The 21,108-nt window shown below is 71.0% G+C and carries 23 protein-coding genes, 1 tRNA gene and 1 other RNA gene; 5 read left to right on the top strand and 20 right to left on the bottom strand.

Translation table 11 applies throughout. The features are described 5' to 3' along the window. Positions 1-2: 2 nt before the first annotated feature. From HCK04_RS37775 to HCK04_RS43190, 3 genes are read right to left on the bottom strand one after another with little or no spacing between them, the layout of a single operon-like run. Positions 3-1,472 carry a methyltransferase gene (locus HCK04_RS37775; protein ID WP_260617546.1) on the bottom strand — a complete coding sequence of 490 codons (1,470 nt, stop codon included), beginning with the start codon at positions 1,470-1,472 and terminating at the stop codon, positions 3-5. A 20-nt stretch (positions 1,473-1,492) separates the two neighbouring features. Then, positions 1,493-2,083, bottom strand: coding sequence for a TetR/AcrR family transcriptional regulator (locus HCK04_RS37770; RefSeq protein WP_142652244.1), 591 nt, complete (start codon positions 2,081-2,083; stop codon positions 1,493-1,495). Next, entirely contained in the window at positions 2,080-2,598 is a 519-nt protein-coding gene (locus HCK04_RS43190; RefSeq protein ID WP_260617545.1) for a GNAT family N-acetyltransferase, read from the bottom strand. The genes HCK04_RS37770 and HCK04_RS43190 overlap by 4 nt, the downstream gene beginning before the upstream one ends. 98 nt (positions 2,599-2,696) lie before the next feature. On the opposite strand from HCK04_RS43190, the gene HCK04_RS37760 reads away from it, so the two are divergent. From HCK04_RS37760 to HCK04_RS37750, 3 genes are all read left to right on the top strand, one after another. Beyond that, the gene (locus tag HCK04_RS37760) at positions 2,697-3,173 is read left to right on the top strand and encodes a helix-turn-helix domain-containing protein (RefSeq protein ID WP_142652258.1); all 477 of its coding nucleotides are present in this window, start codon (positions 2,697-2,699) and stop codon (positions 3,171-3,173) included. A gap of 37 nt (positions 3,174-3,210) precedes the next feature. After that, positions 3,211-3,996: an SURF1 family protein gene (locus tag HCK04_RS37755; protein ID WP_142652240.1), complete on the top strand. Its 786-nt coding sequence runs from the start codon at positions 3,211-3,213 to the stop codon at positions 3,994-3,996. A gap of 69 nt (positions 3,997-4,065) precedes the next feature. Further along, on the top strand, positions 4,066-5,262 hold the full coding sequence (locus tag HCK04_RS37750; protein WP_142652238.1) for an amidohydrolase family protein: 1,197 nt from the start codon (positions 4,066-4,068) through the stop codon (positions 5,260-5,262). Between the two features lies 1 nt (position 5,263). Here the strand turns inward: HCK04_RS37750 and HCK04_RS37745 are convergent, their stop codons facing one another. From HCK04_RS37745 to HCK04_RS37705, 9 genes are all read right to left on the bottom strand, one after another. Beyond that, entirely contained in the window at positions 5,264-6,025 is a 762-nt protein-coding gene (locus HCK04_RS37745) for an ABC transporter ATP-binding protein (protein WP_142652236.1), read from the bottom strand. 32 nt (positions 6,026-6,057) lie between these two features. Then, the gene (locus tag HCK04_RS37740) at positions 6,058-6,906 is read right to left on the bottom strand and encodes an ABC transporter ATP-binding protein (protein WP_142652234.1); all 849 of its coding nucleotides are present in this window, start codon (positions 6,904-6,906) and stop codon (positions 6,058-6,060) included. Next, positions 6,903-7,760, bottom strand: coding sequence for an ABC transporter permease (locus tag HCK04_RS37735; protein ID WP_142652232.1), 858 nt, complete (start codon positions 7,758-7,760; stop codon positions 6,903-6,905). Before HCK04_RS37735 ends, HCK04_RS37740 begins: the two co-directional genes overlap by 4 nt. Beyond that, entirely contained in the window at positions 7,757-8,734 is a 978-nt protein-coding gene (locus HCK04_RS37730; RefSeq protein WP_142652230.1) for an ABC transporter permease, read from the bottom strand. The genes HCK04_RS37735 and HCK04_RS37730 overlap by 4 nt, the downstream gene beginning before the upstream one ends. Before the next feature lie 22 nt (positions 8,735-8,756). Then, the gene (locus tag HCK04_RS37725) at positions 8,757-10,316 is read right to left on the bottom strand and encodes an ABC transporter substrate-binding protein (protein ID WP_142652228.1); all 1,560 of its coding nucleotides are present in this window, start codon (positions 10,314-10,316) and stop codon (positions 8,757-8,759) included. A 73-nt stretch (positions 10,317-10,389) separates the two neighbouring features. After that, positions 10,390-11,112, bottom strand: coding sequence for a DUF1684 domain-containing protein (locus HCK04_RS37720; RefSeq protein WP_142652226.1), 723 nt, complete (start codon positions 11,110-11,112; stop codon positions 10,390-10,392). An 86-nt stretch (positions 11,113-11,198) separates the two neighbouring features. Next, on the bottom strand, positions 11,199-11,534 hold the full coding sequence (locus HCK04_RS37715; protein ID WP_142652224.1) for a YkvA family protein: 336 nt from the start codon (positions 11,532-11,534) through the stop codon (positions 11,199-11,201). Positions 11,535-11,607: 73 nt separating this feature from the next. After that, positions 11,608-12,549: an LLM class F420-dependent oxidoreductase gene (locus tag HCK04_RS37710; protein ID WP_205831200.1), complete on the bottom strand. Its 942-nt coding sequence runs from the start codon at positions 12,547-12,549 to the stop codon at positions 11,608-11,610. 73 nt (positions 12,550-12,622) lie between these two features. Beyond that, complete coding sequence (locus HCK04_RS37705) at positions 12,623-13,270, bottom strand: TetR family transcriptional regulator (protein WP_260617544.1); 648 nt, start codon at positions 13,268-13,270, stop codon at positions 12,623-12,625. Between the two features lie 154 nt (positions 13,271-13,424). On the opposite strand from HCK04_RS37705, the gene HCK04_RS37700 reads away from it, so the two are divergent. Further along, positions 13,425-14,045 carry a hypothetical protein gene (locus tag HCK04_RS37700; RefSeq protein ID WP_142652220.1) on the top strand — a complete coding sequence of 207 codons (621 nt, stop codon included), beginning with the start codon at positions 13,425-13,427 and terminating at the stop codon, positions 14,043-14,045. 4 nt (positions 14,046-14,049) lie between these two features. Here HCK04_RS37700 and HCK04_RS37695 read toward each other — a convergent pair whose 3' ends face one another. From HCK04_RS37695 to ffs, 7 genes are all read right to left on the bottom strand, one after another. Then, a complete protein-coding gene (locus tag HCK04_RS37695) occupies positions 14,050-15,147 on the bottom strand; it encodes an aspartate-semialdehyde dehydrogenase (RefSeq protein ID WP_142652218.1) in 1,098 nt (365 codons plus the stop codon). Next, on the bottom strand, positions 15,144-16,418 hold the full coding sequence (locus HCK04_RS37690; protein ID WP_142652216.1) for an aspartate kinase: 1,275 nt from the start codon (positions 16,416-16,418) through the stop codon (positions 15,144-15,146). Before HCK04_RS37690 ends, HCK04_RS37695 begins: the two co-directional genes overlap by 4 nt. 98 nt (positions 16,419-16,516) lie before the next feature. Continuing rightward, positions 16,517-17,047, bottom strand: coding sequence for a DUF5063 domain-containing protein (locus HCK04_RS37685; protein ID WP_142652214.1), 531 nt, complete (start codon positions 17,045-17,047; stop codon positions 16,517-16,519). Further along, complete coding sequence (recR, locus tag HCK04_RS37680; protein WP_142652212.1) at positions 17,040-17,639, bottom strand: recombination mediator RecR; 600 nt, start codon at positions 17,637-17,639, stop codon at positions 17,040-17,042. The genes HCK04_RS37685 and recR overlap by 8 nt, the downstream gene beginning before the upstream one ends. A 3-nt stretch (positions 17,640-17,642) precedes the next feature. After that, the gene (locus HCK04_RS37675; protein WP_030508658.1) at positions 17,643-17,993 is read right to left on the bottom strand and encodes a YbaB/EbfC family nucleoid-associated protein; all 351 of its coding nucleotides are present in this window, start codon (positions 17,991-17,993) and stop codon (positions 17,643-17,645) included. Positions 17,994-18,170: 177 nt separating this feature from the next. Continuing rightward, the gene (locus HCK04_RS37670) at positions 18,171-20,384 is read right to left on the bottom strand and encodes a DNA polymerase III subunit gamma and tau (protein WP_142652210.1); all 2,214 of its coding nucleotides are present in this window, start codon (positions 20,382-20,384) and stop codon (positions 18,171-18,173) included. Positions 20,385-20,427: 43 nt separating this feature from the next. After that, positions 20,428-20,523: signal recognition particle sRNA small type (ffs, locus tag HCK04_RS37665), an RNA gene on the bottom strand. 86 nt (positions 20,524-20,609) lie between these two features. Between ffs and HCK04_RS37660 the strand changes: the two genes are divergently transcribed. Further along, a tRNA-Ser gene (locus tag HCK04_RS37660) sits at positions 20,610-20,695 on the top strand. A gap of 82 nt (positions 20,696-20,777) precedes the next feature. On the opposite strand, the gene HCK04_RS37655 is transcribed toward HCK04_RS37660, so the two are convergent. Beyond that, positions 20,778-21,108 (bottom strand): tyrosine-type recombinase/integrase (locus tag HCK04_RS37655; RefSeq protein WP_142652208.1); only part of this gene is annotated, 331 nt, incomplete at its 5' end.

Genomic DNA, 21,108 nt, shown 5'->3' with positions numbered 1-21,108 from the left:
CGTCAGCGTGGGCTTGCAACGTCGAGAAAGCCCTCGGCGATCAGGGACCGCAGCGCGGCGGGCGCCCGCCCGAGCACCTCACCGGGATCCTCACCGGTCAGCTCGGCGATGGCGGCGAGCAGCGGGCGCGTGGGCAGTTCGCCGTCGCACACGCCCGCCAGGGCCGCCTCCACCGTCCCCACGGCGGCCGTACGGCGTGCGCCCCGGGTCTGCCGCAGGACGATGCGGGAGGGGTCGTCGGCGCCGGGCGGGCCGACGCGCTCCTCCACGACTCCCTCGGCCGGCTTCAGCCGCGCGTCGAGCAGGTCGTCGTCGGACAGCTCGTGGGCGGTGCGCGCCGCGCGCAGCACCTCCTCGACCAGCGCGCCGGACGGCGGCTCGACCGGCTGGGTCATCTCCTCCACCCGCACGAGCGGGCTCAGCGAGCCGGAGTCGTGCAGGGCGATCCAGCCGAAGCCGACGCCGGTCACGTCCATCGACTCGAACCAGCCGAGCCACTCGTCATATCGCTCCCGGTAGGCCGAGGTGCCGTGTTCTGCGGAGTCCCGCAGCCACAGCTCGACATATTCGGCCGGGTCCTGCACGTCGCGCTGCACGGCCCAGCCGTCGCAGCCGGTCTCGGTGAGCCAGCCGCCCACCCTGTCCTGCCAGTCCTCGCCCTTGACGTGCAGCCAGTTGGCGAGGAAGCGCGCCTGACCACCCTGGGCGAGGTGCCGGGGCGTGCGCCGTACGAGGTCGCGGCAGAACTCGTCGCCGCGCCGCCCGGCCTCCCGGTAGGTGTATCTGGCCTCGGGCGCGATGACGAAAGGCGGGTTGGACACCACGAGGTCGAAGCGCTCGTCGTCCACGGGGTCGTACATCGAGCCCTCGCGCGCCTCGACGCCGGTCACGCCGGACAGGCCCCAGCTCAGGCGGGCCAGCCGCAGCGCCCTGCGGTTCACGTCGGTCGCGACGATGTGCTCGGCCCTGGGGGCCAGGTGCAGCACCTGCACACCGCAGCCGGTGCCGAGGTCGAGCGCCCGCTCAACCGGCGCGGCCCAGCCGAGCTGCGCGAGGTTGGCCGAGGCGCCGCCCGCGCCCACGACGTGGTCGGGCCGCAGCGAGGGATCGCCGGGCCGCACCTTGCGGTCGGAGACGACGTACGCCGGGTCGCCCGTGCCGGTGTCCCACGGCTGGAGGTGCACGGTGGCCTGCAGGGAGTCGCCCAGGCGCACCAGCAGCCCGGCCTCGATGAGGCCCTGCACGGGGAGGTCGGCGGCGGCCATGCTGACCGGGGTGCCCAGCCACCACAGCCGGATCAGCGTGGCGAGGGGATCGGCGTCCCTGGTGGCGCGCAGCGCGGGCACGATCTCCTCGCGAGCCAGCGCGGCGGCGGCCATGTCGCCCAGCCGCTCACGCACGCCGTCGATCGTGTATCCGGTCTCCACGAATCTGTCGCGAAGCCGCCGGACCAGGTCAGAAGGGGCGTCCACGCATCGAATCTATCGCGGGGTCAGGGCATCTTGAGGCTGTTCCAGGCGGCCTCGCCCAGCTCGCGGATCTCCTCCTCGGTGGGCTGGTGGGCGCCGCTGAACCACAGGCGGCACATCTCCTGCGCCGGGCCGAGCCACAGCACATAGCACATGGTGGCGGGGACGGGGCGGAGCACACCGTTCTTCATGTGCGGCCGCCACCAGTCGGCGACCTGGCGGAAGAACTCGCGCCGCGACTCGGCGACCTCCGGCCCGCCGGGCTCGTTGCGCCGGGGCGGGCGCTCGCTGATCAGCAGGCGGGCGCGCTCGGGGTGCTCGCCGCACCAGGCCATGTGCATCGCGACGATGGCCTCGATGCCGGAGCGGGCGTCCTCGTGGCGGACGAGCTCGCCGATGAAGGCGGCCTGGTACATCTCCTGGATCTCGGCGTAGAGCACGCCGAAGACGTGTTCCTTGCTCGTGAAGTGGTGATAGAAGCTGCCGACGCTGACGCCGCTCTCCTGCCGGAGGCTGGCCAGGGTCGTGGCCGACACCCCGCTCTGGCTGAACCTGCGCAGGGCGCCCTCGATGATCCTGGCCCTGCCGTCTCGTCCGCTCTTCGCGCTCTTCACATAGTCAATGGTGAACCAACAGAACCTTGTTCTGCAAACGCGAGGCAGGCTTTGATCTCGACGGATGTGCCCTCTGTACTGATTGTGGCAGAGGGCCAGGCCCGGCGCACCATGGACAGCACCCGCCGGTTCTCCGTCATGACGTCCATGCCGACGGCGACCGCGCCGCGTACGGACGCCCGCCGCAGGAGGGTGCGCACGAGCCGCGACCCCACGCCGAGGCCCTGCCACCGGTCGTCCACCACGACCGCGATCTCCGCCTCGATCCCCAGGGAGCCGCCGGCCAGATGGCTCATGGCGTGCCCGATCACGGCGTCGCCGTGCAGCGCGAGCAGCGCGTCGCGCCTGTCGTCGCGCGCGACCATCGCGCGGATCAGGCTCGTGCTCGGCCGGCCCAGGCCGACGAAGAAGCGGTTCGTCAGCGTGTCCTGCGACAGACCCTCCACGAAGAGCCGCACCCGCGCCTCGTCGTCGCCCGGACGCGCCGCACGCACCTCCACGACACGGACGTCCACGAGAGGCCTCACCTGAGTTCCGAACATGGACTCAGGCTCTCCCGAACGCGCTGAGTCTGTCAAGTAGACTTAGATGGAAGGAGGAGGTTGTGGTTACGATGCGCGACATGCGGCGTTATCGGGTGGACAACTGCTCCATCGAGCGAACCCTCGCCGTGCTCGGCGAGAAGTGGACGTTCCTGGTCCTCCGCGAGGCGTTCAACGGCATCCGGCGTTTCGCCGACCTTCAGACGCGCACCGGCGCGCCCCGGCAGGTGCTGAGCGCGCGGCTGTCCCGGCTCGTCGAGGAGGGCCTGCTGCGCAAGGTGCCCTACCAGGAGCCCGGCCAGCGCCAGCGCGACGAGTATCGGCTCACCCAGAAGGGCCTCGATCTCTACCCGATCATGATCGCCCTCATGCACTGGGGCGACCGCTATCTGGCCGATCCCGAGGGACCACCGGTCGTGGTGACCCACCGCGACTGCGGCGCGCCCGTCACGCTGCACCTGGTGTGCGAGGAGGGCCACCGGGTCGACGGCCCGCGTGAGGTGACGCCCCGCCCCGGGCCCGGCGCACGACTGAGTACCCCAGCCTGAGAGCGGGACCATCCGGGTCGCTGCCTAGGCTGGTGACGTGTACCGTTTCCTCCTTTCGCGCCGGTGGGTCGGGCTGCACCTGCTCGTGCTCGTGCTGATCCCCGCCTTCTTCTTCCTGGGAAGGTGGCAGTGGGGGCGGTTCGAGGACCGGTCGGCCGAGAGCACGAGGATCACCGCCAACCTCGCCGCCGCGCCCGTGCCGCTCGACCGGCTCGACCAGATCGGCGCGTCCGTGGCGGAGCGGGACCGGTATCGCCTCGTCACCGCCACCGGGCGGTACGACCCCGCCCACGAGCTCGTGGTGCGCAGGCGGACCCAGAACAGCCGCGTCGGCTTCTACGTGATCACTCCGCTCGTCACGCCCCAGGGCGCCGTGCTGGTGAACCGAGGGTGGGTCCCGGCCGGGGCGACCGCCGACACCCCGCCGCAGGTGCCCGCCCCGCCCACGGGAGAGGTGACGGTCACCGGACGGCTCCGGCCGGCCGAGACGCAGGACAACACCGGCATCAGGAACCGATCGGGCCTGCCGTCCGGCCAGATCCTGCTGATCGACACGCCCACGATCGCCAAGGGCCTGCCGTACAAGGTCTATGGCGGTTTCGTGGAGCTCACCGCGCAGCAGCCGCAGGGCGGCGAGGCCCCCGAGCTCCTGCCGCCGCCCGACGTCGGCGCCGGAGGCGGGCTCAACCTGGCGTACGCCGTGCAGTGGTGGCTGTTCATCGGGATCGCGGTGGGCGGCTGGGTGCTCCTGGTGCGCCGGGAGGCCCGCGACCTCCGTACGCAGGAGGCGTCACAGGCCGTGACGGTACGCACCGCAATGTGAGCGAACGGATACCAACCGGAGACCTCGCAGCTTGTACCGTGTTATCCCTTGGCCCTACCGTTTACTATCGTGAATACGCCGCTGCATCCCGACCCAGAGCCGAGGCGGCGGGACTACGTGATCATCTCAGTCGATGATCACCTGATCGAGCCGGCCGACCTCTTCGAGGATCGCCTCCCGGAGAAATACAAGGACCTCGCGCCCAAGGTCGTGGAGACCGACTCGGGCCACCAGGTCTGGCGGTACGGCGGCGCCACCTATCCCTGCGCGGGGCTCGACGTGGGCGCGGGCCTGCCCAAGGAGCAGTGGACGCTCGACCCCGTACGCTTCGAGGACATGCGGCCGGGCTGCTACGACATCGAGGCCCGGGTCGGCGACATGGACCGGGCCGGGATCTGGGCGGCGCTGTGCTTCCCCGGCATGCTGGCGAGCCAGGCGGGGGTGGCGTTCGGCCGCACCCGCGACCAGGACCTCGGGCTCGCGCTCGTCCGGGCCTGGAACGACTGGCACGTGGACGTGTGGGCCGGCACCTACCCCGAGCGGATGATCGCGCTCCAGCTTCCCTGGCTCCCCGACCCCGAGATCGCGGCGAAGGAGATCAGGGCCAACGCGTCACGCGGGTTCAAGGCCGTCGTGTTCCCCGAGTTCCCCACCCGGCTGCGGCTGCCGTCCATCCACAGCCGCCACTGGGACCCGTTCTTCGCCGCCTGCGAGGAGACCGGCACGGTCGTGTGCCTGCACACCGGCGCGTCCTCCTGGGCGCCGGTGCCCTCGCCGGACACCCCGGTCGAGGCGATCACCACGCTGATTCCGGCGAGCGCCATGTTCGCCTGCGCCGACTGGCTGTGGTCGGGAGTGGCGCTGCGCTTCCCCAAGCTGCGCATCCTCATCGTGGAGGGCGGCGTCGGGTGGCTGCCGATGCTGGCCGAGCGGGCCGACTACGCGCTCGATCACCCCGTGGCGGGCGAGCCGAGCTGGGAGGGCGGCCTCAAGCCCAGCGAGGTGCTGCGGCGCAACTTCTACTTCGGCACGCTCGACGACAGCGCGCTGAGCTCGGTGCGGCTCGCCGTGGGCATGGAGCGCGTGCTGCTGGAGTCCGGCTATCCGCGCGCGGAGTCCACCTGGCCCGACACCCAGCGCGCCGTGGCCCGCAACCTCGGCAGCCTGCCGCCCGCCGACATCGCCAGGGTCTCGTACGGCAACGCCGCCCGCCTGTTCGGCCACCCCCTGCCCTCGCGGGCCTGGCTGCGGCAGGAGCAGCTCTAGCTCAAACCGAGGGCAGCCGGGGGACGCTGTCGATGAGCCGTCGCGTGTAGGGGTGGCGGGGAGCGCCGAGCACCTGTGCGGTGTCTCCCTGCTCGACGATGCGCCCCCGCTCCAGCACGGCCACCTCCTGGCAGAGGGCGGCCACCACGGCCAGGTCGTGCGACACCATCACGACCGTCAGCGCGCGGGTCTCCCGGAGCTCCTGCAGCAGGTCGACGACGCGCACCCGGGTGGAGACGTCGAGCGCGCTGACCGGCTCGTCCGCGAGCAGCACGCGGGGCTCGCACACGATCGCCCGCGCGATGGCGATGCGCTGCCGCTGCCCGCCCGAGAACTCCTGCGGATAGCGGCTCGCGGCGTCCTCGGGCAGGCCGACGGAGCGCAGGGCCTCGGCGACCCGGGCGGCCATGTCCTGCTTGAGGCCCAGGGACCGCAGGGGTTCCGAGACGATCCGGCCCACCCGCTGCCGGGGGTCGAGCGAGGAGTACGGGTCCTGGAACACCGTCTGCACGCCGCGCCGGAACTCCCGTATCTGAGCCCGGTCGCGCGGCGCGAGCTCCCTGCCCTCGTAGAGGACCTGGCCGCTCGTCGGCCTGGCCAGCCCGAGCAGCAGGCGCAGCAGCGTGGTCTTGCCCGCGCCCGACTCCCCCACCAGCGCGAGGCTGCGTCCGGGCGTGACGGCGACCGAGACGTCCGTGAGCACGGGGGCCGAGCGGCCGTAGGCGAAGTGCGCGCCCCGCACCTCCAGAATGGGCCGAGTCATGGGCCGAGTCATGGGCCGAGTCATGGGCCGGGTCATGAGGTCCTCCCGTCGATGGCATCGTCGAGAGCGCCGTCGAGAGCGCTGTCGAGAGCGCCGTCGAGCCGGCGCGCGCTGCCCACCAGTTCCCTCGTGTACGGGTGGCTCGGAGCGTTGACGACCTCGCCGACGCTCCCGGACTCCACCGCCACGCCGTTCTTGAGGACGATGACGCGTTCGGCGATGCGCGAGACGACCGCAAGGTCGTGGCTGATGAACAGCAGTGCCATCCCCCGTTCCCGCACCAGGCCGTCGAGCAGCGTGAGGACGTCGGCCTGCACGGTGACGTCCAGGGCGGTCGTGGGCTCGTCGGCGATGAGCAGGGCGGGGTCGCAGGCGAGGGCCATGGCGATCGCCACCCGCTGGCGCTGGCCGCCGGAGATCTCGTGGGGGTAGGCCCGGGCGATCCGATCGGGATCGGCCAGCCGCACCTCCTCAAGCGCGGCCCGCACCGCCGCGTGCAGGGCGCGTCCCCGCAGCCCTCTCCGGCGCCGGAGCGGCTCGGCCACCTGGCGGCCGACACGCATGAGCGGGTCGAGGGCGGTGAGCGGCTCCTGGAAGACCGTGCTCGTCGCCCGGCCGCGCAGCGAGGTGAGCCGCCGCTCCCCGGCCCCCACCACCTCGATGCGGTCGAGGCCGGGCACGTCGAACACGACACTGCCCGAGACGGTCATCCCGGGAGGCGTGAGACCCATGATCGCCAGGGCGGTCATGGACTTGCCCGACCCCGACTCCCCGATCAGGCCCAGCCGCTCGCCCGCGCCGAGCGTGAACGACACGTCCGAGACGAGGTCGCGGCCCTCGGCGCTGCGCACGTGCAGCCCCTCGACGGTGAGCAGGGTCACCTCGTCCTCCTCCGGGTCGGGTCGGCCACGTCGCGCACGCCGTCGGCGATGAGGTTGACGCCGACGACGAGCACGACGAGCAGGACGCCGGGGGCGATCACCCCCGCCGGGGCGATGAACACGCTCGCCTGGGCCTCCTGGAGCATCCGCCCCCAGGAGGCGTTCGGCGGCGGTGCGCCCAGGCCGAGATAGGACAGGCTGGCCTCCGCCAGGACGGCCAGGCCGAACTGCAGCGCGAGGTTGACCGACAGCGTCGGCCAGATGTTCGGCAGCACGTGTTCGACGATCACCCGGGGCCATGACGTCCCCGAGGTGCGCGAGGCCGTGATGAAGTCCTGGGCCAGGACGCGCTTGACCAGCACCCGGGTCAGCCGGGCCACGATCGCCGACATCGCCAGCCCGATCGCGATGATCGCCGAGCCGAGGGACGCCTCGCGCGCGGCGGTCACCAGCATGGCCAGCAGCACGGTCGGGAACGCGATGAGGATGTCGAGGAGGGCCGAGAGCGTGTCGTCGAGCCAGCGGGTGGCGAAACCGGCGGCGAGGCCGCCCGCGAGCCCCACGAGCCCGCCGATCAGCACCGAGCCCGCGCCCGCCTCCAGGGCTACCCGCGCGCCGATCATGAGCTGGGTGAGCAGGTCTCTGCCGAGCTTGTCGGTGCCGAGCAGGTGGGGCAGGCCCGGCGGCATCAGCCTGCCGCCCGTGGTGTCGTCCGGCGCGTACGGCAGCCAGAAGAACGACACGACGGCCACGGCGAGCACGAGACCGGCCAGGACGCAGCCGGCGATCAGCGTCGCCGACCGGGGGACACGGCGGGAGACACGGCCGGAGACACGGCGGGGGCCGGCGGTCATGCGCCGTCTCCCGAGAATCTCCCGCCGAGGGAGCGGCGCAGCCGCGGATCGATGAGCCGCTGCACGAGGTCGGCCGCGAACCCGATGACCAGCACCGCGAACGTGCTCACCACGAGGATCCCCTGGATGACCGGATAGTCATGCTGCGCGAAGCCCTTCACGAGCATGGTGCCGAGCCCGGGCAGCGCGAACACGCTCTCCACCACGACCGCGCCGAGGAAGGTGGTGGCGAGCTCGATGCCCAGGATCGAGACGACCGGCACCACCGCGTTGCGCAGGCCGTGCCGCCACATCGCCCCGATGAACGACGAGCCGAGCGCCCGCGCCGTACGCAGGTAGTCGCTGCCCAGCACGTCGAGGGTGGCCGACCGCACGTAGCGGATCAGCGAGGCCGACATGACCAGGGCGATCGTGACGACGGGCAGCGTCAGCGAGGTGAGCGCCTCGCCCGGGTCGGCCCAGTCGTCCTGGGGGAACCCTCCGGCCGGCAGCACGCCGAGATGGAGCGCGAACACCGTGATCAGCAGCATGCCGACCCAGAAGACGGGCACCGCGATGCCGAGCTGCGACAACGCGCTGAGCACCGAGCCATACCAGGTGCTCGCCCGGTAGGCCGCGACGAACCCGACCGGTACGGCGATCACGACGGCCAGCAGGAAGGACAGCAGCGTCAGCGGCACCGTCACGACCAGCCGGGCGGCGATCTCGGGGCCGACGGGAAGCGTGCTGACGAACGAGGAGCCGAGGTCGAGCCGCGACATCTCGCCGAGCCACGAGACGAACTGCTGGAGCAGCGGCCGGTCGGTCCCGATCGCGTGGCGGGCCGCCGCGACCTGCTCCGGGCTCGCCCCGACCGACAACAGCGCGTTGGCGGGGTCGCCCGGCAGCAGGCGCAGCAGCAGGAACAGCACCACGGCGGCCAGGAACAGCGAGACGACGAGGAACGCCGTCCGGCGCAGCAGATAGGCGATCATCAGCGCGCCACGGACGAGGGCATCAGCCCCGGCCGCCGCTCTTCTTGATGCCGTACGCGTAGAACTGGGAGTTCAGGCCGTTGACGGGGTAGCCCGACAGCGACGACGACGCCACGACGATCTGCGGGTAGAGGTAGAGCCAGTCGCTGGCCGCGTCGGCGGCGATCTGCTGGTTGACCTTCTTCAGCAGCTCGGTCTGCGCCTCGGCCGTGTCGGACTGCTCGGCCTCGTCGACCCACTTGGTGACCTGCGGGTTGTCGTAGCCCCAGTAGAAGTCGGGGTTGCCGTACCAGACCACGTCGCGGTCGTTGACGTGCTCCTGCAGCGTCGCCGCGAAGTCGTGGTTCTTGTAGACCTTGGTGTACCACTGGTCGGCCGTGATGACGTTGATGTTCACGGTGATCCCGACCTTGGCCAGCTCCGACTTCACGAACGTCGCGACCGTGGGGTGGGGGTCGTAGTTCGGCGTGTCGAGCGTGAAGGAGAAGCCGTTCGCGTAGCCCGCCTGGGCGAGCTCCTGCTTGGCCAGGTTCGGGTCGTACGGGTTGACCGAGGTGAGGTCCTCATACCAGGGGTCGGTGGGCGGCACCATCGAGCCGATCAGCGTGCCGTAGTCGCCCCAGATCGAGCTGAGCAGCTTCTTGTTGTCGATCGCCGAGGTGATCGCCTTGCGGACGAGCACCTTGTCGAACGGCGCCTTGCGGTCGTTGAACGCCAGCAGCAGCTTGGTCGTCGACTTGCCGTTGTTGATCTTGTAGTCGGCGTTGTTCTCGAAGTTCGCCAGCGCGTCGGGGCTCTGCTCGCTGGTGACGACGTCGACCGCCTTGGTCAGCAGCGCGTTGTTCAGCGCGGTCGCGTCGGTGAAGTAGTGGAACACGACCTGCTTGTTGGTCGCGGGGGTGCCCCAGTATCCGGGGAAGCGCTCAAGGGTGAGCGTGGAGCCGTGCTTCCACTCGCCCAGCGTGTAGGGACCGGTGCCGTCCTCGGTGGTCGTCAGGTTCTTGGCCTGGGAGTTGATGATCCACACGTAGCTGAGGTTGTAGACGAGCGAGATCGACTTGCTGGCGAGCTTCACCTTGACGGTGGTGTCGTCCGGCGTCTCGATGCTCTTGATCACCGTGAGGCTGCTCTTGCGGGCCGACTGGGAGTCGGGGCCGATGACCTTCTCGATGCTGTACTTGACGTCGGCCGAGGTGAGCGGCTTGCCCGAGTGGAACTTCACGCCGTCGCGCAGCGTGAAGGTGTAGGTGAGGCCGTCCTTGCTCACCGTGTGGTCCTTGGCCAGCAGGTCCTCGACCTTGCCGTCGTCGGTGAGCCGGAACAGGCCCTCGTAGACGTTGCCGTTGAACGCCTCCGTCACGCCCTGTCCGCCCCCGGCCGTGTTGTCGAGGTTCTGCGGCTCGTAGAGCGACCCGACCTCGATCGTCGCGTCCGGGTCGTACGCCGCCGTCGCCCCGGCGCCGCTCGTCGAGCCGGAGGACCCGGAAGACCCTGCGGACCCGGAGGAGCCCGATCCGCACCCGGTGAGGGCGAGCGCGAGCACGAGTGCGGCGCCGAGCAGCGACGTCGTCTTGCTGTTCACTGTTTCTCCTGGTCGGCGGCCATGCGGCCGCTTGGTGCTGTGAGTGAGAAGAAGGGGGAGAAAGGGTGAGAGATCAGTGCGGCAGGAAGCCGTCACGGAAGACGGGGAGCTTCTCCCCCGCCTCGACGGGCACGTCCAACCGGTTCCGCGGCGGCGGCAGCGGACAGTTGTAGAAGGGCGAGAAGGCGCACGGCGGCGCGAAGGCGCGGTTGAAGTCCAGGACGACACGGCCGCCGGGCTCGGGCTCCACCGTCAGGAACCGCCCGCCGCCGTACGTCGCCGAGCCGTTGGTGCGGTCGCCCACGACGAGGAGCAGCGTGCCCTCGTCGTCGAAGGCGGCCAGGTTGTACGGCGTGCCGTCGAGCGTGAAGGTGATGTCGCCGGGCACGGCGTGATCGCGGGTGCCGCCGGCGTCCTTGAGGTGCTCGAAGGGCAGCAGGCGCGTGTCGGACACCGGGGTGAAGACGGCCTCGATCACCCATTCGGGAGCGAACGGGAAGACGTCGATGGTCTCGAAGTGCCGGATGGCGGGCGACTCCGCGTCCCACAGCCGGATGCCGTGCTCGGGCTCGCCGGTCGCGATGTGGGTCCGCTCGATCCGCGTCGCCGTGACGCTCGGCGGCCGGCCGGCGAGGGCCTTCTCAAGGGACACCTCTTCACCCGGCGCCGGCCACAGGGTCTCCACCAGGGCCAGGTTGCCCAGCGGGGCCCGTACGGCGGCCAGCCGCTCCGCCCGCCACGCCTCCCACCCGGCTCGGGCGGCTTCGATCGTGGCTGCGGAGGCGCGTGAAGACATAGTGGTAATGCTCGTTTCGGTAGATCAGCACCTTTGGTGATGTTTGAGCATTACCCTACATTCTAGGTAGGATTATGACCAATTGATCACTTCACCGTGGTGCGGGGGTCCCTCTCCCACTCGACGAACTGGCCGCTCTCGCCGAGCAGCGCGGTCGCCAGCCAGAGGAACACGCCGAAGTCGTCCACGATTCCCAGACCGAGCAGGAAGTCGGGGATCACGTCGATGGGCGAGACGATGTAGGCCACGGCCATGCCGAGCATGGCGAGCTTGCCCTTGGTCAGGCCCCGATACTCGCCCTTCACCGCGGCGCGGAGCATCCGGGGCATGGCCCGCAGCCGGGCCGAAAGGCCCGGCGAACCGGGCTTGGAGACCTCGCGGTAGGCGCGCCAGGTGGCCGCCGCACGTCCTGCCTTCGCCATGAGGACACCTCCAGGGGTCACCTCTGCCCGCTTTGCCCTCCGGTTAACGTACGGCGACGGCCACCAGGTTCCGTCAGGCTTCCGGCGCGAGCGCGCGTACGGTCTCGGCGAGCGGGAGATCGCCGCCCGCCAGCGGGGCCAGCACGGGCGTGTCCAGCCCGGCGGCCACGTACTCGCGCACCCGGGCCCGGCAGGTCGCCGGGTCGCCGTGCACGACGAGGTCGTCCACCACCTCGTCGGGGATCGCCTTCAGCGCGGCCTTCCGGTCCCCGGCCGCCCACGCCTCCTGCATGGGCCCTAGCAGGTCTCCCCGGCCCAGCCACTCGTGGAACGCGGCGTACACCGGCACGGTCAGATAGGCGGCCAGCAGCCGGCGGCCGATCTCGCGGGCCTTCGCCGTGTCTTCGGTCACGACCACGAACAGCCGCGCGGTCAGCTCGGTCTCCGGGCCCAGCTCGGCCCGGACCTTCCGTACGTCCTGCGGCGACAGCCAGTTGGTGATCGCGCCGTCGGCCTCGCGGGCGGCCAGGCGGAGCATCCCGGGCCGCAGCGCGGCCAGCACGATCTTCGGCGGCGTCGCGGGGGCCTTCTCCAGCCGGAATCCCTTGACGGCGAAGGTCTCGTAGCTTTCGCCGACCTTCTCCCCGGCCAGCGCCGCCCGCAGGAAGCGCAGGGTGTCGCGGACCCGCGCGTACGGCTTGTCGAACTCGCCGGCGTTCCAGTTGCCCACGATGACCGGGGACGACGCGCCGATGCCCAGCACGAACCTGCCGGGGGCGAGATCCGCCAGCGTGGCCGCCGACATGGCCAGCAGGGCCGGGCCGCGGGTGTAGACGGGGACGATCGCGGTGCCCAGGCGCAGGGACGGCGCCCACTCGGCCGCCAGGGCCAGCGGGACGAACCCGTCCGTGCCGCCCACCTCGGCCGACCACGCGTCGGTGTAGCCCAGTGCGGGCAACTCGGCGACGAGCTCCTTCGACTCGACCGGCGTCTGCCCGAAGAACGGAATCGTCATGCCCCAGCGGTCCACGGCCACCCCTCTCACGGTTGTGACCCGACCATACCAACCGGACGGTATGGAGTCTCGGTCACGCCCGAAGTTCGTGCACCACCTCGATCACTTCTCTGGCCACGCCCTTGATGCCGGGCAGATGCGACAGGCCGACCAGCCGGTCGACGAGCGGGACGACCCGGTCGATGAGCCGATAGGTGCGCGCGCAGCCGGGCGAGTTGTCGTGGACCCAGAACAGCACGACCCCCATCCACAGCAGCCACAGCAGTTCGGGAAGCTCCTCGCGCAGCTCGTCGTCCATCCGTCCGGCCGATCCCTCGACCACCTCCCGATAGAGCGCGATGGCCGACTCGCGGGCGGGCGCCGACTCGGCGCTGAACGGGCTGAGGGGATTGCTGGGCTCCGCCGCGTGCTTGAAGAACTTCACCGCGAACTCGTGGTAGGGCTCGGAGATCCGCACCCATTCCCGCAGCACGCCGCCGAGCCGCCCGGCGAACGACCTCTCGGCGGTGAACACCTCACGGCAGGCCGCCTCGTGCGTTTCCTGCGCGCGGTCGTAGTACGCCTGGATCAGCTGTTCCTTGGACCTGAAGTAGTAGTAGGCGTTGCCCACCGACACGCCGGCCTCCGCGGCGATGGCACGCATGGTGGTCGCTTCGTACCCCCGATCCCTGAACAACCGGAGGGCCGTCTCGACGATCTGCTCCCGTGTACTCTCGGCCACGCTCGTCACTGTACGGCTCGGGCCCGTGTCAGGTCATGAACCGACAAGATGATCCACGAGTCGCGGCAAACCACGTCGTGGCAGCGGGCAGGCCCTTACCCATGTGTGGCATTGAAGATCTCAGCCCCCGTCGTCGATAGAGGAAACGAGGCACGTGGAAGTCCGCCCGTCATGGCGGGGGCTGGCCGGCATCGGCACCGCCGTACTGATCTGCCTGCCCATGCAGCACACCAAGGACCCCCTCCCCCCTCCGTCACCCCCGCCCACTCCGGACGTGAGGGTGGAGGTCAAGGGAGAGATCTCCCTCCCGCCACTGCTGGCCGGCACGTTCATCGCCACGGTGAAGACCTGGAACACGACGGCGGCGGACGAGCGGATCGGCCACGAACGGGCGGCCGGCCTGCTGCTCGACGCCGGGGTGCGCCGGAAGTCGACCGGAGGCTGCACCGACCGCCGCCGCCCCTATTGCACGTCGCTGGAGGCGATCCGGTACGGCACGCTGATGCGCACCATCGACCTGCGGCGCGACAGCGGCTGCCCGGTGACGGTCACCGGCGGCACCGAGACCGGGCACGCCGACGGCCGCTACAGCCACGGCAACGGCTACAAGGTGGACCTCGCGCACAACCGGTGCCTCGACGCGTACATCACCGGCGTCTATCGCTACTGGCGCACGCGCGCCGACGGCGCGGCGCTTTACCGCGCCGCGCCGTCTGACGCTGGAGCCGATATATGGGCCGACGAGCCGACCCACTGGGACGTGCTGTTCCGGTGACGACCTACGCGAACTCGGTCGCGACCAGCGCGGCGATCTCCGCGGTGTTCAGCGCGGCGCCCTTGCGCAGGTTGTCGCCGCACAGGAACAGGTCGAGCGTGTTCGGGAAGTCGATCGCCTGGCGGATCCGCCCGACGTACGTCGGGTCGGTGCCCACCACGTCCGCCGGCGTGGGGAACACGCCGTTCGCGGGGTCGTCGAGCACCACGACGGTCGGCGCGGCGTCGAGGATCGCCCGGGCGCCGTCGACCGTGACCTCCCGCTCGAACGTCGCGTGGACGGCCAGCGAGTGGGTGGTCACCACCGGGACGCGCACGCAGGTCGCCGAGACCTTCAGGTCGGGAATGCCGAGGATCTTGCGCGACTCGTTGCGGACCTTCAGCTCCTCGGAGCTCCAGCCGCCGTCCTTGAGCGAGCCCGCGAACGGCACCACGTTGAGCGCCAGCGGGGCCGGGAACGGCGAGCCGGCCAGGTCGGGCACGGCCTTGCGCACGTCGCCCGCCACGGTGCCCATCGTCCGGTCGCCCGCGACGGCCTCCAGCTCGGCGTACAGCCGCTCCGGCCCGGCCACCCCGGCGCCGGACACCGCCTGGTAGGAGGCGACGACCAGCTCGCGCAGGCCATACTCGCGGTGCAGGGCGCCCATCGCGGCCATCATCGACAGCGTGGTGCAGTTGGGGTTCGAGATGATCCCCTTGGGCCGGTTGCGGGCCTGCTCGGGGTTGCACTCGGGCACCACCAGCGGCACGTCCGGGTCCATCCGGAAGGCGCCGGAGTTGTCCACGGCCACCGCGCCGCGCGAGGCGGCGATCGGCGCCCACTCGGCGGAGACCTCGTCGGGCACGTCGAACATCGCGATGTCGACGCCGTCGAACGCCTCCGGCGACAGCGCCTGGACGACGACGTCCTCGCCGCGCACGCTCAGCACCTTGCCCGCCGACCGCGGCGAGGCGATCAGCCGGATCTCGCCGTACGCGTCGGACAGGTCGGTGCGACCGGTCAGGATGTCGAGCATGACGGTGCCGACGGCACCGGTCGCGCCGACAACGGCAAGTGTGGGCTTGCGGCGGGAGGCCTCTGCCTGCTCGCTGCGCTCGCTCATCGTCCGGTACCTCCGTAGACAACGGCCTCGACCTGGTCGGCGTCGAGGTCGAACGCGCGGTGGGCGGCGGCGACCGCGGTGTCCACCTCGTTCTGTCCCACGACGACGGAGATGCGGATCTCCGAGGTCGAGATCATCTCGATGTTCACCCCGGCGTCGGCCAGCGCGCCGAAGAACTTGGCGGTGACACCCGGGTGCGAGCGCATGCCCGCACCGATCAGGGAGACCTTGCCGATCTGGTCGTCGTACAGCAGCGACTCGAAGGCGACCTGGTTCTGGATCTTCTTCAACGCCGTGAGGGCCGTCTGGCTGTCGTTGGCCGGGAGCGTGAAGGAGATGTCGGTGCGACCGGTCGCCGCGGCCGACACGTTCTGGACGATCATGTCGATGTTGATCTCGGCGTCCGCCAGCGTGCGGAAGATCGCGGCCGCCTCGCCGACCTTGTCGGGCACCCCGACCACAGTGATCTTGGCCTCGCTCCGGTCGTGCGCGACCCCGGAGATGATGGGCTGCTCCACTTCGGTTCCTTCGCTGTAGGGGTCGGAGACGACCCAGGTGCCTTCCCTCGTGCTGAACGAGCTTCTGACGTGGATGGGCAGGTCGAACCTGCGGGCGTACTCCACGCAGCGCAGATGCAGGATCTTCGCGCCGCAGGCGGCCATCTCCATGGCCTCCTCGTAGGAGATCCGCGGGATCTGCCGTGCCGTACGGACGATGCGGGGATCGGCGGTGTAGATGCCGTCCACGTCGGTGTAGATCTCGCAGACGTCCGCGCCGAGCGCCGCCGCGAGCGCGACGGCCGTGGTGTCCGACCCGCCCCGGCCCAGCGTCGTGATGTCCTTGCTGTCCTGGGAGACGCCCTGGAACCCGGCCACGATCGCGATCTGGCCGGAGGCCACGGCCTCCTGGATGCGGCCCGGCGTCACATCGATGATGCGCGCCTTGCCGTGCGTCGAGTCGGTGATCACGCCGGCCTGCGACCCGGTGAAGCTGCGCGCCTCGTGACCGAGGTTGGCGATCGCCATCGCGAGCAGCGCCATCGAGATCCGCTCACCCGAGGTCAGCAGCATGTCGAGCTCGCGGCCGGGCGGCAGCGGCGACACCTGCTGGGCGAGGTCGAGCAGCTCGTCGGTCGTGTCGCCCATCGCGGAGACCACCACCACGACGTCGTTGCCCGCTTTTTTCGTCGCGACGATCCGCTGGGCGACCCGCTTGATGCAGGACGCGTCGGCTACGGAGGAACCACCGTACTTTTGCACAACGAGCGCCACTGGAATCTCCAACGAATCAGGACGTGGAGCTCACAGTGTACTTGGACGTCCCAAACTGAGACCGGCACCGACCAGCATGTGGACGCCCCGCGGTCCGGTCAGACCGTGGTGCCCTCTTCCACCACGTCGAGCCGGGTGTGCGCGACCAGCGCCTGCAGCGCCCGCAGCGCCGCGCCCGCGTGGTTGCCCCAGGTGTTGAAGTAGGAGTACTGCCACCACCACAGCGCCTCAAGCGGACGGCCCGCCTGGTAGTGCCGCAGCCCGTGGATCAGGTCGGCCGCAACAGCCGCGAGGTCGTCCGACAGCCGGTAGGGCGTGACCACGGTGTCCTTGTAGGGGTCGAACACCTCGGCGTAGTCGTCCACCGGGGCGAGGCGGGCGGCGAGAGCCGTACGGAGGGGATCGATGTCGGGGTCCTCGCTCAGCGCGGGCTCGACGTTGCCCTGGAGGATCACGTCCTGGGCGGCCCCGAGCTGAGTGCCCGCGAGGCTGACCTGGGCCACTTCCACCAGGAGGAGCGGCAGCGTCGCGTCGCCGCCCTCACCGCCGGCCAGGCGGGTGAGGCCGTCGATGAAGTTCTGCGCGTGTCCGGCGACGCGTGCGGCCAGGTCGTTCCACTCGTCAGACATCCAGCAGCCTCCGTCCTTCGAAAGCGCGGCCCAGAGTGACCTCGTCGGCGTACTCGAGATCACCGCCCACAGGCAGACCGCTGGCCAGTCGGGTCACTTTCAATCCCAGGGGCTTGACGAGCCTGGCCAGGTAGGTGGCCGTCGCCTCGCCCTCGAGGTTCGGGTCGGTCGCGAGGATGAGCTCGGTCACCTGGCCGTCGGCCAGCCGGGTCATCAGCTCGCGGATCTTCAGGTCGTCCGGGCCGACGCCGTCGATCGGGCTGATCGCCCCGCCGAGCACGTGGTAACGACCACGGAACTCGCGGGTCCGCTCGATCGCCACCACGTCCTTCGACTCCTCGACCACGCAGATGACGTGCGGGTCACGCCGCGCGTCGCGGCAGATCCGGCACTGCTCCTCTTCGGCCACGTTTCCGCACACGCGGCAGAAGCGCACCTTCTCCTTCACTTCGAGCAGCGCGTGCGCGAGCCGCTTGACGTCGGCCGGATCGGCCGCGAGGAGGTGGAACGCGATCCGCTGCGCGCTCTTGGGACCGACGCCGGGCAGCAGCCCGAGCTCGTCGATCAGGTTCTGGACGACCCCTTCGTACATGCTCTAGAACCCCGGCAGCTGGCCGCCGAGGCCGCCCCCGAGTCCCTGCGCGAGCGGGCCGAGCTTCTCCTGCTGCAGTTCCCCCGCGGCGCGTACGGCGTCCCGCACGGCGGCGAGCACGAGGTCCGCGATCGTCTGCGCGGTCTCCTCCGGGTCGCTCGCGTCGATGGCCAGCGGGCTGATCTCGAGGTCGAGAAGCTCTCCGCTGCCGTTGACGGTGGCGACGACCAGGCCGCCTCCGGCACTGCCCTCGACCTCGGCGTCGCTGAGCTCCTGCTGCGCGGTGACGAGCTGCTGCTGCATCAGCTGAGCCTGCTCCAGCAACTGCTGGAGGTTGACATCCCCTGGGTTCACGATGGTTGCGCTCCTCAGCGTCCAGCGACGTGTTCGTCGCGACCGAGCCTACGGCGTCCGCCCCCGTTTCCGCACCGGCGTGCGTACGTGTTCCGCGCCGGGTCGCGGGCGGGCGGACACCGGTTACCCCACCAGTCTCCGTCCATGCGGCCGCCGTTCTTCAGGCAGGGACGGCGCTCAGGAGTGGTCGATCTCCTCGATGATGCGGCCGCCCAGCTCGCGCTGGATCAGGGCCATGCCCGACAGCTCGCTGACGTCCGCGTCGTCGTCGTTGAGCGGGTCCACGTCGTCGTCCGGACGGGAGGATCCGCTCTTGCCACGGCCGGGCACCGTCTCCGGCCAGGCCTGCCGGGGGCCGGTCTGGGCGGCGGCCCTGGCCGCCGAGCGCGCCGCGGCCAGCCCGGGGCTCGGCGCGGACCGCGGCGCCGGACCCGAGGCCGAGGACGGCGACGGCGCGTCGTAGTCGTCGGACGGCGCGTCGGGCCACGTCTCGTCGGTCGTGCCCGCGGGCGACGCCGCGGGTGCGGCGGCCTTCCGCTCCGGAGCCGGGGCGGCCTTGGGAGCGGCGGCCGGCGCGGGCGCGGGAGCCGCCGCGGCGGGCGGGGCGGTGGGTGCCGTTGGCGCGGGAGACGGCGCAGGGGACGGCGCAGGAGACGGGGCGGGCGGCTGCGGACCGGACGGCCCGCGCGTGGCGGGACCGGCCGGGCCGGGGCCCGAACCGCCGACGACGACGTCGACGCGCCAGGTGCCGCCGAGCACGTCGCCGAGCGCGGCGGCCACCACCTCGTCGCGCTTGCCCTTGAGGAAGCCCTGCACGTCGCCCGGCTTCTCGAAGCCGACGGTCACGACGTTGCCCTCGACGCCGAGCAGCCTGCCCTGCGCGTTGAGGATCATCCAGGCCACCCGCTGGCGGTTCTTGATCGCTTCGAGCACCTGGGGCCAGGCCTGCTGCACCGGCCCGCCGCCCGCGGCGGGGGCCTGGGCCTGCTGCGCCTGTGGAGGCGGCGTCGCCGCCCCGGCGCCGGGCCGTACGGGGGTCGGCCAGTCGTCGGCCGCCGGAGCCGGTGCCGAGGTAGGAGCCGGGGCCGGTGTAGGAGCCGGTGCGGCGGGCGCGGGCGGTGGAGCAACGGGAGCCTGCGGAGCCGTGGACGCCGGTGGCACTGTGGACACCGGTGGCACTGTGGACGCCGGAGGCACTGCGGGCATCGGCGGCGCGATGGTGTGGGTCCCGGCCGCGACCCCGCGTTCCAGCCGTTCGAGCCGGGTCAGCAGCGCCGCCTCGCCCTGGTCGGCGCCGGGCAGCAGCACGCGGGCGCACATCAGCTCCAGCAGCAGCCGGGGGGAGGTAGCGCCGCGCATCTCGGTCAGCCCGGCGTTGAACACCTCGGCCGCCCGGGTCAGCTCGGCGGGGCCCATCGACGCCGCCTGCGCCTGCAGGCGCTCCAGCTCGTCGGCCGGCCGGTCGAGCAGGCCGCTGCCCGCCGCCTCGGGGACGTTGGAGAGGATCACCAGGTCACGGAAGCGTTCGAGCAGGTCCGTGGCGAAGCGGCGCGGGTCGTGACCGCCCTCGATCACCCGGTGCACGGCCTGGAACACGGCCGCGCCGTCCCGCTTGGCGAACGCGTCGACCACCTCGTCCAGCAGGTCGCCGTCGGTGTAGCCGAGCAGGGACACCGCCCGCTGATAGGTGATGCCGGACTCGTCGGCGCCCGCGAGAAGCTGGTCGAGGATCGACAGGGTGTCCCGGGCCGATCCCGCGCCCGCCCGTACGACCAGCGGTAACGCGGCCGGCTCGTACGGCACCGATTCGGAGTCGAGGATCTCCTCCATGAGGCGGCGCAGGGTCGCGGGCGGCATCAGCCGGAAGGGGTAGTGGTGGGTGCGGGACTTGATCGTCCCGATGACCTTCTCCGGCTCGGTGGTCGCGAAGACGAACTTGAGGTGCGGCGGCGGCTCCTCCACCAGCTTCAGCAGCGCGTTGAAGCCCTCACGGGTGACCATGTGGGCCTCGTCGATGATGTAGATCTTGTAGCGCGCCGAGACGGGAGCGAAGAAGGCCCGCTCACGCAGGTCGCGGGCGTCGTCCACACCGCCGTGCGACGCCGCGTCGATCTCGATGACGTCGAGGTGGCCGGGCCCGGTGGGGGCCAGCGCGACGCACGACTCGCACTCCCCGCAGGGGTCGGGCGTGGGGCCCTTCTCGCAGTTCAGCGACCGGGCGAGGATGCGGGCGCTGGAGGTCTTGCCGCAGCCGCGCGGGCCGCTGAAGAGATAGGCGTGGTGAATCCGGCCGCTGCGCAACGCCTGGCGCAACGGGTCGGTGACGTGCTCCTGCCCCTTGACCTCGGCGAATGTCCCTGGCCTGTACTTGCGGTACAGCGCAAGACTCATGCCGCCTCCTCGAAGGGTCGACCCGGCCGGAGTACCCCGCTAACGGAGAGACCCCTCGCACACCCGCCAGAGCCCGCTTATCCTTGCTGCCTTCCGGCCCTGGGGAGGTTCACAGGATGACGCCGCGCGAGGGGTCCGTTGCACAGTCTAGCCACTCGGCGGCCGTGCGCGGGCCGTCGAGACAACAGTCGAAACCACGCCGGAAAGTGGGCTAAGCTGTCCGACGGAGGATTCGCCTAGTTGGCCTAGGGCGCACGCTTGGAAAGCGTGTTGGGGGCAACCCCTCAGGAGTTCGAATCTCCTATCCTCCGCGCAGTTGGTTGAGCAGCAAAACGCGAAAGGCCCGGTCGATCCAGCCGGGCCTTTCGCGCGTCCGGGGTCTCAGTTCTGGTCTCAGTTGACCTCTGGAGAGGCTTCCCCGGGGCCGTCTGTGGACTCCCAGAGCAGCCCGTCAACCTGCTTCGCCACGGTGTGCCGAATGGTGTCGGTGACGTGCTGGTAGCGGCGGGCCATGCCCGTGCTGGACCACCCCATGATGGCCATCACGGTCCGCTCGGGAACTCCGAGGATCAGGAGCACCGTGGCAGCGGTGTGCCGGGCGTCGTGCAACCGGGCGTCTCTGAGCCCTGCCGCTGCGAGTAGATCCTTCCATTGGTGATAGTCCGTGTTCGGGTTGAGCGGCCCGCCCGTCGCGGTGGCGAAGACCCATCCCCCGTTCTCCCAG

The organism is Microbispora sp. CL1-1 (assembly GCF_012034195.1).
GTDB lineage: Bacteria > Actinomycetota > Actinomycetes > Streptosporangiales > Streptosporangiaceae > Microbispora.
This window is presented reverse-complemented; position numbering and strand designations above follow the sequence as displayed.